Consider the following 12,860-nt stretch of genomic DNA (forward strand, 5'->3'; position numbering starts at 1 on the left):
CCGCTTGCGTACCCGGTTTGTGACGAAACGTGCAGACTTAACGGCGCAATTTCGCGAGGCCGATGCGTTTGCCGGAAGCATCATTTGGCCTTCGGGGCTTGCCGCTAAGATGCGCTCGAAACTTCTCGGTTCTCGGGCGATCCCCACACAAGACATGACGTTTTCGCAGTTCCTCTCGATACTCAGGGCCCGCTGGATAGCGGCAGCCGTCGTGCTGTTCCTGACGATCGGTGTCACGGCGGCCGTGTCGCTGCTGTTGCCGAAGACCTACACCGCCACGGCGACCGTCATGATCGACGTGCGCTCTCCCGACCCGGTGGCGGGCATGGTGATGAACGGCATGGCCATGCCCTCGTACATGGCCACGCAGGTGGACATTCTCGGCAGCGTGCGCGTCGCCTCCCGGGTCGTGCAGCTGCTGCGCATCTCCGAGAACGCCGCTCTGCGCGAGCAGTGGAACGAGGCGACCGGCGGCCGTGGCAACTTCGAGATCTGGGTGGCCGAGCTGCTGCTCAAGAGCCTGAACGTCAAGCCGGCCCGCGAGAGCAATGTCATCGAGGTGAGCTATCGCAATGCCGATCCGCGCTTCGCGGCGGCGCTGGCCAATGCGTTCGTGCAGGCCTACATCGACACCAGCGTCGCGCTGCGAACCCAGCCGGCCAAGCAGTACAGCTCCTTCTTCGAGACCCGCTCCAGGCAGCTGCGCGAGGAGCTCGAGGCGGCCCAGGCCAAGCTGTCGGCCTATCAGAAGGAGAAGGGCATCACCGGTCAGGACGAGCGTTTCGACCAGGAGACCCAGCGGCTCAACGAGCTGACTTCCCAGCTGGTGGCGATCCAGGCGCTGGCGGTCGAGGCCGACAGCCGTTCGCGTCAGGCCCGAAATTCGACGGACCAGGCGGCTGACGTGATTGGCAATCCGGTGGTCGCCGGGCTGCGCTCCGAGCTGTCGCGCCAGGAAGCCCGCATGCGCGAGCTGACCGCCCGACTGGGGGATGCGCATCCCCAGGTCGTGGAGATGCGTGCCAACATCGAGGAGATGCGCCGGCGCGTCGACATCGAGAGCCAGCGCGTCAGCGGCAGCGTCGATTCCAACAGCCAGATCGCCAAGCGTCGCGAGGCCGAGATCCGTGCCGCGCTCGAAGCCCAGCGCCTGAAGGTGCTGAAGATGAAGGAGGAGCGCCAGGCCCTGTCCGTGCTGATGCGCGAGGTCGAGACGGTGCAGCGCAACTACGACCAGGCGCAGCAGCGCATGAGCCAGACCGAGATGGAGAGCCAGAACACCCAGACCAACATCGCGCCGCTGACGCCCGCGGTCGAGCCGATCGAGCCGTCCGGGCCGCGCATCATCCTGAACATGCTGATGAGCGTGTTCCTGGGCCTGCTGCTGGCGGTCGGTGTGGCGGTGATGCGCGAGATCATGGATCGGCGCGTCCGCTCGCTCGAGGACATCTCCAGCCTGGTCGGCATGCCGGTCATGGGTGTGCTGCCTGCACCGCGGGGCCGCCGTCTGGCCGGCAAGTCCGTGTCCCGTGACCTGCCGGTCGGCGTCCTGGCCCGACTGCCCAAGCCGGGTGCCTGAGCCTGAGTGTGCAAAGAGGCCGCCCGAGCGCGGCGCGGATATGGTTGGACCATGAAGCCTCTCTCCAAGATTCACGACACTTCCTCGAGCGCTCCCATGCACGCACCGATCGCGGATGAATCCGCTCATCCGGGACAAGACCGCAGCATCGGCGACATCATTCGCGAGACGCATGACCTGTCGCCCGACCAGATCGAGTCGATCCTGGCCTACCAGCGCCAGCATGGCCTGCGCTTCGGTGAGGCGGCTGTTGCGCTCGGGCTGCTGTCCAGCGACGAGGTGGTCTATGCGCTGAGCCAGCAGTTCCATTACCCCTACACCCCTTCGGATCGCGGCAACATCCATCCGGAGCTGATCACCGCCTCGCAGCCCTTCGGTTTCCAGGCCGAGGCGTTCCGCGCGATCCGCAGCCAGCTGATCATGCGGGTCTTCAACCCGAAGGAGCCCCGGCGTGCCCTGGCGGTCATCAGCCCGGACGGCGGCGATGGCAAGACCTATTTCGTCGCCAACCTGGGGGTGGTGCTGGCCCAGCTGGGCGGGCGGACCCTGGTGGTCGATGCCAACCTGCGGGCACCGCGGCTGCACGAGCTGTTCGGCGTGTCCAACACCAGCGGCCTGAGCGGCATCCTGAGCGGCCGGCAGGAAGAGAACGTGATCTTCCAGGTCGGGGACATTCCCAGCCTCTACGTGATGCCGGTCGGTGTCGTGCCGCCCAATCCGCTCGAGCTGCTCGAGCGGCCAGCTTTCCGGCTGCTGATGGCCGAGCTGCTGCGCAAGTTCGACCATGTCGTCGTCGATACCGCGGCGGCCAGCGTCGGCAGCGATGCCTGCGTAGTGGCCTCCAAGTGCGGGGCAGCGCTGACGATCGCACGCAAGGATCGCACGAAAATGGAAAAACTGGCCGAGCTGGTGGAAAGCGCCGGAGCGATGACCGCTAGCATGGCTGGCGTTATCTTCAATCAGTACTGAACCCGAGAACCACTGGCCATCATGCGCACCCTCCACGATCCTGGCGCGGCAGCGGCGACACCGCCGATTTCCATGCAGCCCCTGCAACTGGTGCAGTCCGCGGCAGCGCGTCCGTGGCTGATCGTGCTGGTCGGCGTGCTGGCCATGTATGGACCCACGTTCTGGGGTCTGTTCAACGGGCTGTGGTCGACCGACAGCCAGGGCCATGGTCCGATCGTGCTCGCCATCTCGGTGTGGCTGCTGTGGCGCCGGCTGCCGGATCTGATGGCCAGCCCGGCCGCGCCGGCGCCGCGAAGCGGCTGGACGCTGTTCGTGCTGGCCCTGCTGCTGTATGCGCTGGGCCGCTCCCAGGACATCCTGCTTTTCGAGGTCGGCTCGCTGGTGCCGATGATCTCCGCGGTGATGCTGATCCTGCGGGGCGGCGCCTCGCTGAAGCTGCTGCTGTTCCCGCTGTTCTTCATGCTCTTCATGGTGCCGCTGCCCGCGCCGGTGGTCGACGCGCTGACGCAGCCGATGAAGCTGGCGGTCTCGTATGTCGCCGAGTCGCTGCTGTACACCGCTGGCTATCCGATCAGCCGCAGCGGCGTGATCCTGCAGATCGGGCCCTACCAGCTGCTGGTGGCCGATGCCTGCGCCGGACTGCAGACCCTGTTCACGCTCGAGGCGCTGGGCCTGCTCTATCTGAACCTGATTCGGCATGAGTCCATGGCGCGCAACGTGACGCTGGCCATCCTGATCGTGCCGATCAGCTTCACCGCCAATGTCATCCGTGTCGTCGTGCTGACGCTGATCACCTACCACTTCGGCGACGAGGCCGGGCAGGGTTTCCTGCACGGCTTTGCCGGCATGGTGCTGTTCATGGCGGCGTTGATGATGACCATCCTGGCGGATTCGCTCATCCGCGCCGTCGTGGCGATCTGGTCCGGGCGTTCCCGTTCGGCGACGGCCTGAGCCGACCCGTGCTGGCCATCCCATTCAACCCAGGAAGCAGGATCCGATGATCTCCTCGATGAAGACGGCCGCAGTGATGGCCGCGATCATGGTCGGCACCAGCGTGCTGGCGTCAGCGGCCAAGCCGACCCGGATGCTGGCCGACACCCGCCAGCAGCAGCGCATCGAGCCGCTGATTCCCTTGCAGTTCGGCACATGGCGTGCGGTTCCGGTCACTGGCGGCATCGTCAATCCGCAGGTGGAGGACTTCGTCAACAAGGTCTATGCCGAGACCGTCTCGAAGATCTACGAGAACGACCGCGGCGAACGGGTCATTCTGTCGATCGCCTACGGCAAGAATCAGGGCGACGATTTCCAGGTCCACAAGCCCGAGGTCTGCTATCCCGCCCAGGGCTTCGAGATCCGCAGCAACCAGAAAGGGCAGCTGCAGACGGCCTCGGGCAGCATTCCCGTGCGTCGCCTCGAGACGGTGCTGGGGCGCCAGCGCTTCGAGCCGGTGACCTACTGGACCACGCTGGGCGACTTTGCCGTCGCCAGCGGCATCGACAAGAAGATGCTCGACATCCGCTATGCGATGGATGGCCTGGTGGCCGACGGGCTGCTGTTCCGCATCTCCAGCATCGACCGGGACAGCCCCCGGGCGTTTGCCCTGCATGAGCAGTTCGCACGTGATCTGCTGGCGCATGTCGGTGCGGGCGAGCGCCGCCGGCTGGCTGGGCTGTCGCAATGACCACCACGGTCATGACGGCCGGGGCCTGCCGGATCGGCCCACTGCGCTGACCTGATGAGTTCCACCCCCGCGGGGGGGCGTCCGATGCTGCGCAGCGTGGGTCTGTCTGGTCTGGGCACTGCTGCGCGTCTGGCGTCTTCCCTGGTGGCGATCAGCATCGCTGCCCGTACCCTGCAGCCGTACGATTTCGGCCAGCTGATGTTTCTGCTGTCCCTGGCAGCCATCCTGTGCGTGCCGGCCAATTTCGGCCTGTCCACATGGGTGCTGCGGGCGCTGCCGCAGGCGCGTGCCGTCACCGGCACCTCCCCGGATGGGCTGTCCCCGGACCGCTGCGTGGCCGAGGCCTGGTCGGCCCGCTGGCTGGGCTCGGTGGTGATGCTGCTGGTGGCGATGCCGGCGCTGGCACTGCTGTCGGCACCGGTGCGGCTGCCCTTTGCGCTGCTGATGCTGGCGATGCTGGCCGAGGGGCTCGCCGAGTTCGCGATGGCGGTTCTGCGTGCTTGTGGCCGGCATGACGAGGATGCCCGACTCGGGGTGCGCAGTGCGTGGATCTACAGTCTCTCGGTCGGCCTGACCGCGTGGCTGACCGGCTCGATCCTCGGTGTGGCCGTGGCTTATCTGCTGTCACGTGCCTTGGTGGCGGTGCTCGGTGCCCGGATGGCTTCGCACGCGGTGCCCGGGGGGCTGCGCTGGCTGGGATGGCGGGTGGCCGCGCAGCGCGCCCGGGCCAGTCTCAGCTATGCGACCGATTACGCCATGACGGCGCTGTTCGGTCAGATCGATGCGTTGGTGCTCAACCATCATCTCGGGCCGGTGGCCGTGGGCCTGCACCAGGCCGGCATGCGCATGTTCATGGCTGCGGCGCAGATCATGCCGGTGCTTGCCAATGTCTTTCTGCCGCAGCTGGCCGCTTCGATGACCACGGCTTCCGACAGTCAACTGCGACAGCAGATGGTGCGCATGCAGATGACCATCGTGCTGGTCGGGTGCCTGATCGGTGTGGGCTTCTCGCTGGCTGACGAGATCGTGGTGCGGCTGCTGTTCGGCGAGGCCTATCTGGACCTGCTGCATCTGCTGCCGTGGTTCGGACTGCTGTTCCAGGTGCGCTGCGCTGCCGCCGCCTGGGGCATCACGCTGACGGCCATGGGCGAGCAGGCTTTTCGCGCTCGTGCTTCGGTGCTGCACTGGCTGCTGATCCTGGGCCTGTCGATCTGGCTGCTTCCTGTCTTGCAGGGGCAGGGCTGGCTGCTGGCCTTGGTGGCAGGAAATTTTGTGCTGTGGATGGCCTATGCGGTGCGGGTGCAACTGACCGCGCGCCTGCGCAGCCGTGCCAGCCTGGCACTTGTGCTGACGGCTCTGGCGCTGATGCTGTTGCATCTGGGACTGCTGGTGCAGGCGCAGGGAGGGGCAGGTGCGTGAAGACGGGCGCAGCCTGCTGGTTTCTTTGTGCTTTGCTTGATCCGGTTGCGATTCGCCCCGGAGAGAATCGGAAAAATGCTGATGACCTCCCGTTCATTTCCTTCGACTGCTGCGGCGTCCATGCCGGCGGCGCGGCGCGTGCTTCGCATCGGCTTGCTGTGGCATTCGCTGTCTTCCGACAACCTCGGCGTCGGCGCCCTGACCGAGTCCCAGCTGGCCTTGTGCCGTGAGGCGGCCGAATTGGCGGGCGTCGATCTGGAATTTGTTCTGTTCGGCACGTCTGGCGGTCAGTCCTATGGCCCGCAGGGCGTGAAGCTGGCGCAGGGCTCGGCCGTCTCTGTGCGTCAGATGCCCGGTGGCCGCTCGGCCTACGAGCGCGAGGTGGCGGCATGCGACGCGGTGCTCGACATCGGCGAGGGGGACAGCTTTACCGACATCTACGGCCTGAGGCGCTTTGCCTTCATGCTGGCCAGCAAGCAGATGGTGCTGCGTCAGGGTGTTCCGCTGGTGCTGAGCCCGCAGACCATCGGGCCGTTCGAGTCCCGTCCGGTGCGCTGGCTGGCCCGGCGCGCGATGCGCCGCTGTGCTCGCGTCTTCGCGCGCGACGAGCTGTCGATGTCGTATCTCGAGTCGCAGGGCCTGGGCGCAGCGGCGACCGAGGTGGTCGATGTGGCTTTTCGTCTGCCTTTTGTCCGGCCGGTGCGCGACAGCGAGGACGCAATGATCGACATCGGCATCAATGTGTCGGGCTTGCTGCATTCCGGCGGCTACGCGGGGGCGAACCAGTTCGGTCTGCGTGTGGACTATCCGCAGCTGGTGCGCCGCCTGATCGCGCACTTCACCGCGGTCGACCGGCATCGCGTCTGGCTGATCTCGCATGTGGTGCCCGATCATCTGCCGCGTGATGATGACCGGGTTGCGGTGCGCGAGCTGCTGCAGGCGTTTCCTCGGGCGCGCGCCGCACCGCAGTTCGGCAGTCCGAGCGAGGCCAAGTCCTTCATCTCGGGCATGGACTTCATGACGGGCGCACGCATGCATGCCTGCATCGCGGCCATCTCCTCCGGGGTGGCAGTGGTGCCGCTGGCCTACAGTCGCAAGTTCAATGGCCTGTTCGCGACGCTCGGCTATCCCTGGCTGGCCGACGGCAAGGCGCAGGACACCGATCAGGCCCTGCAGACCATTCTCGATGGCTTCGAGCGGCGCGAGCAGCTGGCCGCCGATGCCCGACGCAGCAATGCTCTGGCCCAGGCGCGGCTGGATGTCTACCGCGACTATCTGGCTGACCTGTTCCGGCAGTGCCAGCGAGCCTGAGCGGCCCATGCAGCCTGTGTTGCGCCCGCACGCCGAAGAATTCCCGATGAAGGAGACCGCTCCGTGCTGATGAACTCCGCGACCTTGCGACGTGCGACCAGCATCTCGGCGCTGACCTCGGTGCTGCTGTGGATCGTGCTGCTGCTGGGCATCTTCATCGTCGGCGCGCTGACCGCGCTGGCGCCCGATCTGATGGTGCGCCTCGCGCCCCTCATCGTCATTCCGGTGTTTGTCGTGGTGGCGGCCTTCCGCTCGAATCGCAGCGACCTGGGGCCCCGGTTCATGCGCGGCTGGGCCATGCTGCTTGCTTGCATGCTGTCGCTGTGGCCGACCTATCTGAGCCTGAAGATCGGCAGCGCCCCTTCGCTGGATGGCCGCAAGCTCATGATGCTGGCCGCGCTGGTCATCTTCGTCTATCTGGTGGTCAACCGTCCCGCCATCCGGCAGGCCCTGTTCTTCCACCGCGATTCCGGCACCCATCTGGTCGGCTTCATCATCCTGGCCTACATCGTGCTGCGTTATGTCTCGCTGCATGGCGCGGCGTTTCCAGTCCATGCTTTCCTCATGCTGAGCTGGGAGCTCGTCTACTACTATTTTCTGTATTACTTCGCGATCGCCTGCCTGCGTCATCCGGATTGCCCTGCCACGCTGCAGAGTGCATTTTTCTGGGCCATGCTGCTCATGGCGATCCTGGTTGTCCTTGAGAAGGTCCAGGGGGTCAACTATCTGACCCTGTACGTGCCCATGGGTGGGGATGTTGGCGCCATGCAGGCGCTCAGTCGTCTCCGGGATGGTGTCCTGCGTGCGCAGGGCACCTTCGAGCATCCGATCACCCTGGCCGAATATGCCTCGATGGTCTCGGGCTTCAGCTTGGCCGCCCTGTTGTGGGCCCGGCGGATGAGGGGACGCCTGTTCGCGCTGCTGGTGCTGATGACCTCGCTGGCGGTCAATCTGGCCAGCGCTTCCCGTTCCGGTCTGGTGTGCGCCGGTGCCGCGATGCTGCTGGTGTTCGTGCTGTGGATGTACCGGGCCCGCAAGGTGCAGAGTCTGGCCGGCCTGTTCGGCCGGCAGGTTCTCGTGATCGGCACGCTGGTCGGTGCGGTGGTGCTGGCCGCGCCGGTGGTCTGGCTGCTGACCCAGGGGCGCTCGACCAACGAGAAGCTGAGTTCGCTGGCCCGCTCGGAAATGCTCGATCGTGGCGTTCCCAGCGTCATCGACAACCCGTTCATCGGCACTGGCTTTGGCACGGCCGGCCAGATCGCCGGGCATGTCGGCAACGGTGGGCTGCTGACGCTGGACAACCACTATCTCGGCATCGCGATCGAGTCCGGCGTGCCGGCGGTCCTGCTGTTCACGCTGTCGCTGCTGATTCCCTTGCTGCGGGCGGTGCACGCTGTGCTGTCCCGCCCCAGTCCGCATGCCGCTTTCCTGGCGGGTGCCGCAGGGGCCCTGGCCTTGCTGCTCATCATTCGCGGCACGATGTGGCTGTCGACCAATCTGGCCATCGGCTATCTGCTGGCCGGGCTGGTGATGGTCTTCTCTCGTCCGGGCCTGTCCTGGGCGGCCGAAGCGGTCTCGACCGACAAGGACCGCACGGCACCGGGCCCCCATCAGGCCTCTCAGGCTGCTTCCCGGGGGATGCTCCGTGCATGACTATGTCGTCCTGCTGAACTGGAACGGCTGGCGCGATACCTGCGAGTGCTTGGCCAGCCTGATGAGGCTGAACGGGCCGGCTCCGCGCGTCATCGTCTGCGACAACGCCTCCTCGGACGGTTCGCTCGACAGGATCCGTGCCTGGGCCCGCGGTGAAGCGGAGGTGGAGCTGCCCGGGTGGTGGCCCGCTCCCGGACAGGCTGGCGCAGGCCGGCCGCCTGCACGAAGACCGGTCATGGCCGAGATTCGCCGTGCCGATGCCGACGGCGAATCGCCCGGAGGTGCATGGGATGTGCAGGGCCCGGATGATGCCGATCTGTTCCTGATTCCGACCGGGGCCAACCTGGGCTTTGCCGGCGGGTGCAATGTCGGCTTGCGCTTCATCCTGCAGCGCGGTGACGCGCGCCATGTGTGGCTGCTGAACAATGACACGGTCGTGCATCCCGATGCGCTGGTGGCGCTGGTGCAGGAAGCCGGTCGGCGACCGCAGGCCGGCATGATCGGTTCGGTCCTGCGCTACTACCACCGGCCGGACATCGTGCAGGCTCTGGGGGGCGGGCGCTTCGACCTGGCCCGCACCGCCACGATGCATGTCGGCGAAGGCGAGCGCTTCGAGCCGGTCTCCGAGTCCCGACAGGCGGACATCGAGCGACAGCTGGCCTACATCACCGGCGCCTCGATGCTGCTGACGCCCGCCTTCCTGGCGCAGGTCGGACTGATGCAGGAAGACTATTTCCTGTATTACGAGGAGATCGACTGGGCCGAGCGTGCCCGGCGCAGTCGGCCCGCCTTCGGCCTGGCGCTGGCCGCCGGCAGCCTGGTCTTCCACAAGGAAGGCGCCTCGGCGGGGACCAACACGCCCTCGGTCTTCTCCGCCAGGCTGCTGGCGCGCAACCGGCTGCGTTTCATCCGGCGTTTCTATCCGGAGCATCTGCCATCCGCCCGCCGGCATGTGCTGCGTGATGCGGTGGTGGCCCTGCTCAAGCGCCGCCCTGCGGTCGCCCGCACGCTCATGCGCGAGGCGCTCGGACCGGTTCGTCTGCCTGAGACTTGTCCGGCGGTACAGGCCACGCGCGCATGAATCTGCACAGGCGCGCGGTCTTTTTCTTCTCCTTTCCCGAGTCGGTCACGCTGCCGTGAACATCCTGCTGATCGCCAGGACCTGTCCTGTGCCCGCCAACGATGGCGAAAAACTGCGAGTCTTCCACCTGCTGAAGGTGATGGCCCGTTCCCACCGGGTCACGCTGGTCTGCCGCGTGATGCATGCGGAGGAGGCCCGCGCCATCGACTCCCTTCGCGAGCTCGGGGTCGAGGTGGTCGGCGTGTCGGTGCCGCCGCCCGCCAGTCATCTGGAGCGGCTGCGATGGATCTGGCCCTTTCTCTGGTCGCGGCATCCCATCTCGCTGTGCACCGTGCTGTTCCCGGCCATTCGCGAGGAACTGCGGCGCCTGGTGGCCGCGCGGCACTTCGACGTGGTCCAGGTGGAGCATTCCTCGCTGGCGGTCTATCTGGATGATCTGGCGCTGCCGCCCACGACCGCACGGGTGGTGACGATGCACAACATCGACTACATCCGCAACGAGCGGGTGATCCAGAACTCGCCCTGGGGCCTGCGCCGGATCTATCACCAGCTCAACCAGATGCGTTTCAGGCGCTGGGAGCTCGATGCGGTGCGCCGCTTCGATCGCGCGATGATGATGTCCGATGTCGATGCGGACATCCTGCGCCGCGATGTGCCCGACGTTCCGATCGATGTGGTACCCAACGGTGTGGACTGCGCGGCGCTGCAGCACCGTCTGCCTGTCGGGCCGGGGCCGCAGGGCGAGCGTGCGCTGGTCTTCGTCGCCTCGATGGACTCCGAGGCCAACCAGGATGGCGCCCTGTACTTTCTCGACCAGGTGCTGCCGCTGATCCGGGCTCGCCGACAAGGCGTGAAGGTCTGGCTGGTCGGGCGCCAGCCGCCGGAAGCGCTGCGTGCACGGCATGACGGGCGGGAGATCTTCGTGACAGGAAAGGTCGATTCCGTCGAGCCCTACTACCGTCAGGCCGATGTCGCCATCGTGCCCTTGCGCTCCGGGGGCGGCACGCGGCTCAAGATTCTGGAGGCCATGGCGCTGGGCGTGCCGGTCGTGTCGACCACGGTGGGGGCCGAAGGCATCGAGCTCGAGACGGGTCGGCATGCGCTGCTGGCCGACTCGCCGGAGGAGTTCGCGGCGGCGATCGAGCGCATCCTGCACGACGCCGACCTGCAGCGCAGCATCAGCCTGGCCGCCCGCCAGCAGGCCCAGGAGCGCTATGACTGGGTGGGTATCGGCCGCCTCCAGGACGAGGTGCATCGACTGGCCCTCGCATCGCGCACATCAGACCGGAACAGGCTCTCGAGAACACACTGATGGATTCCAAGCACTCCCCGCCTGGTCGGCTGCCCAGGATTTCCCTGGTGACCGTCAGCTACAACGCGGCCGACTACATCGACGCCACCTTGAGCTCGGTGCTGTCGCAGCGCTATCCCGATCTCGAGTACATCCTGCTGGATGGCGGATCCCGTGACGGCACGATGGACATCGTGGCGCGCCATCGCGCTGGCCTGTCCCATGTGTCCAGCGAGCCCGATGGCGGGCAGTATCACGCCATCCAGCGCGGGCTCGACATGGCCACCGGCGAGGTCTGCGCCTGGCTGAATGCGGATGACATCTATCTGCCCTGGACCCTGTCGGTGGTCGGAGAGATCTTCGCGACCTTTCCCGAGGTGGACTGGATCATCGGCTCCCCGGCCTATCTGAACCGTCTCGGGCAATGCACCCGTGTTTCCGGTGTGACGGCCCCGGCCTATCCCCGGCGCGAGATCGCTGCGGGCTGGTACCGGGAATCGATGTCCGGTTTTCTGCAGCAGGAGAGCATGTTCTGGCGCCGCAGCCTCTGGCAGCGCGTCGGCGGCATGGACCTGTTGCTGAAGTACGCGGCCGATTTCGACCTGTGGCGACGTTTTGCCGAGCATGCTGATCTGGTGTCGGTGTCCGTGCCGCTGGCCGCCTTCCGTCAGCGCCCGGGCGAGCAGCGTTCGTCGGCCGGTCGTGATCACTATGACGCTGAGGTGGCCCGGGTGATCGCGGGCCAGCCGGCTCCTGCCTGGCTCTGGCGGCGGATGGGGGAGGCGGGAGAGGCCCCCCGCCATCTGATGCGCATGATGCGCTGGGGACGTTCGCCGGTGATCGCCTACTCCCAGGCGCAGCAGGCCTGGTGCAAGAGGGTCAGCCGCCGCCCGGTGGCGCGCACCAGCCTGGCGGATGTGCTGCTGGAGCGGACCTTGCGGCGTGCGGGCTGAAAAGGAGTCAGGCCCTGCTGCCGGGAGGGGCAGCAGGGCCTGGTCGATCCGGATCGCTCAGGGCGATCCGAAGCCTTCAACTCAGAACAGGCTCTCGCGCAGATAGATCACGTCGCCGTTCTGCAGCGGGTCGTTCATGCCCGGCTGCAGGATCTGGACCTTGCCGTCGGCGCCGCGGCGGTGCAGGCGCAGGCCCTTCTCGGTGCCGCGCTGGGTCAGGCCGCCACCAGAGGCCAGGCCCTGCAGCACGGTCATGTCGCGCTCCAGTCGCATCGCGCCGGGGCGCTGCACTTCGCCGTAGATGTAGACCATCGGCATGCGCTCGACGTACACCGTGTCGCCATTGGCGATGACCGGGTCGTTGACGCCGCCGGACTGCGCGAACAGCAGCGGCACGTCGATGACGACGCGCAGCGGCTTGCTGTCGCGCATGCCGCTCAGCACCACCTGGTCGCTGCCGCCCTGGGCGATGCCGCCGGCGGTGGCCAGCAGCTCGCTCAGGCGCATGCCGGTCTGCTCGATCGGGTAGCGGCCCGGACGGTTGACCATGCCCAGCACCGAGGCCTGGTTGCCCCGCACCTGCGTCACCAGGATGCTGACTTGAGGCTGGCGGACGAAGTTGCCGTTCTTCAGGCCGTCGGCGATGAGCTTCTCGGCCTGAGGCACCGACAGGCCGCCCAGACGGACCTGGCCGAGCAGCGGGTAGCTGATCGCGCCGCTTTCGGTGATGCGCGTCTCCAGGGTCAGATCCTGGTTCTGGTAGACGCTCACCCGCACCACGTCGCCGGCGCCGAGTACATAGTCGCGCTGGGCCTCGGAGAGCTGGGCATGAGCCAGGACGGGGGCCAGCAGCATCAGCACGGACAGGAACAGCCGCTGCAGCAGCTGTGCCAGGAGGTCGGTCGGGAGTCGGTGTGTCATCG

Annotated in this window: 11 protein-coding genes; 10 read left to right on the top strand and 1 reads right to left on the bottom strand. The window is 66.8% G+C overall.

Annotation, left to right across the window (positions count from 1 at the left end; all coding sequences use genetic code 11):
- Positions 1-154 precede the first annotated feature (154 nt).
- From epsF to BW996_RS11855, 10 genes are all read left to right on the top strand, one after another.
- Positions 155-1,579, top strand: coding sequence for a chain length determinant protein EpsF (gene epsF, locus BW996_RS11810; RefSeq protein WP_037484268.1), 1,425 nt, complete (start codon positions 155-157; stop codon positions 1,577-1,579).
- A gap of 96 nt (positions 1,580-1,675) precedes the next feature.
- The gene (locus tag BW996_RS11815; protein WP_037484266.1) at positions 1,676-2,548 is read left to right on the top strand and encodes a polysaccharide biosynthesis tyrosine autokinase; all 873 of its coding nucleotides are present in this window, start codon (positions 1,676-1,678) and stop codon (positions 2,546-2,548) included.
- Positions 2,549-2,620: 72 nt separating this feature from the next.
- Positions 2,621-3,499 carry an exosortase B gene (gene xrtB / locus BW996_RS11820; protein ID WP_051632158.1) on the top strand — a complete coding sequence of 293 codons (879 nt, stop codon included), beginning with the start codon at positions 2,621-2,623 and terminating at the stop codon, positions 3,497-3,499.
- Positions 3,500-3,545: 46 nt separating this feature from the next.
- On the top strand, positions 3,546-4,229 hold the full coding sequence (epsI, locus tag BW996_RS11825; protein ID WP_037484263.1) for an exosortase-associated protein EpsI, B-type: 684 nt from the start codon (positions 3,546-3,548) through the stop codon (positions 4,227-4,229).
- Positions 4,230-4,283: 54 nt separating this feature from the next.
- Complete coding sequence (locus BW996_RS11830; protein ID WP_081838241.1) at positions 4,284-5,648, top strand: lipopolysaccharide biosynthesis protein; 1,365 nt, start codon at positions 4,284-4,286, stop codon at positions 5,646-5,648.
- A 138-nt stretch (positions 5,649-5,786) separates the two neighbouring features.
- Positions 5,787-6,959: a polysaccharide pyruvyl transferase family protein gene (locus BW996_RS11835; RefSeq protein WP_206539525.1), complete on the top strand. Its 1,173-nt coding sequence runs from the start codon at positions 5,787-5,789 to the stop codon at positions 6,957-6,959.
- A gap of 69 nt (positions 6,960-7,028) precedes the next feature.
- On the top strand, positions 7,029-8,612 hold the full coding sequence (locus BW996_RS11840; RefSeq protein WP_241462033.1) for an O-antigen ligase family protein: 1,584 nt from the start codon (positions 7,029-7,031) through the stop codon (positions 8,610-8,612).
- Positions 8,613-8,847: 235 nt separating this feature from the next.
- On the top strand, positions 8,848-9,693 hold the full coding sequence (locus tag BW996_RS21325) for a glycosyltransferase (protein ID WP_051632157.1): 846 nt from the start codon (positions 8,848-8,850) through the stop codon (positions 9,691-9,693).
- Between the two features lie 139 nt (positions 9,694-9,832).
- A complete protein-coding gene (locus tag BW996_RS11850; RefSeq protein WP_162177995.1) occupies positions 9,833-11,005 on the top strand; it encodes a glycosyltransferase family 4 protein in 1,173 nt (390 codons plus the stop codon).
- Positions 11,005-11,937: a glycosyltransferase family 2 protein gene (locus tag BW996_RS11855; RefSeq protein WP_076458921.1), complete on the top strand. Its 933-nt coding sequence runs from the start codon at positions 11,005-11,007 to the stop codon at positions 11,935-11,937. The genes BW996_RS11850 and BW996_RS11855 overlap by 1 nt, the downstream gene beginning before the upstream one ends.
- Before the next feature lie 81 nt (positions 11,938-12,018).
- Here BW996_RS11855 and epsE read toward each other — a convergent pair whose 3' ends face one another.
- On the bottom strand, positions 12,019-12,858 hold the full coding sequence (gene epsE, locus BW996_RS11860; RefSeq protein ID WP_037484290.1) for a polysaccharide export protein EpsE: 840 nt from the start codon (positions 12,856-12,858) through the stop codon (positions 12,019-12,021).
- Between the last annotated feature and the right edge of the window lie 2 nt (positions 12,859-12,860).

Source organism: Sphaerotilus natans (assembly GCF_900156335.1).
Classification (GTDB): domain Bacteria; phylum Pseudomonadota; class Gammaproteobacteria; order Burkholderiales; family Burkholderiaceae_C; genus Sphaerotilus; species Sphaerotilus natans.

What these genes read in the sequence shown, in the direction of transcription:
- BW996_RS11855 (WP_076458921.1), top strand. Translation starts at nt 11,005, where the DNA reads ATGGATTCCAAGCACTCCCCGCCTGGTCGGCTGCCCAGGATTTCCCTG.
- BW996_RS11840 (WP_241462033.1), top strand. Translation starts at nt 7,029, where the DNA reads ATGAACTCCGCGACCTTGCGACGTGCGACCAGCATCTCGGCGCTGACC.
- BW996_RS11815 (WP_037484266.1), top strand. Translation starts at nt 1,676, where the DNA reads ATGCACGCACCGATCGCGGATGAATCCGCTCATCCGGGACAAGACCGC.
- epsF (WP_037484268.1), top strand. Translation starts at nt 155, where the DNA reads ATGACGTTTTCGCAGTTCCTCTCGATACTCAGGGCCCGCTGGATAGCG.
- epsE (WP_037484290.1), bottom strand. Translation starts at nt 12,858, where the DNA reads ATGACACACCGACTCCCGACCGACCTCCTGGCACAGCTGCTGCAGCGG.
- xrtB (WP_051632158.1), top strand. Translation starts at nt 2,621, where the DNA reads ATGCAGCCCCTGCAACTGGTGCAGTCCGCGGCAGCGCGTCCGTGGCTG.
- BW996_RS11850 (WP_162177995.1), top strand. Translation starts at nt 9,833, where the DNA reads ATGGCCCGTTCCCACCGGGTCACGCTGGTCTGCCGCGTGATGCATGCG.
- BW996_RS11830 (WP_081838241.1), top strand. Translation starts at nt 4,284, where the DNA reads ATGAGTTCCACCCCCGCGGGGGGGCGTCCGATGCTGCGCAGCGTGGGT.
- BW996_RS21325 (WP_051632157.1), top strand. Translation starts at nt 8,848, where the DNA reads ATGGCCGAGATTCGCCGTGCCGATGCCGACGGCGAATCGCCCGGAGGT.
- epsI (WP_037484263.1), top strand. Translation starts at nt 3,546, where the DNA reads ATGATCTCCTCGATGAAGACGGCCGCAGTGATGGCCGCGATCATGGTC.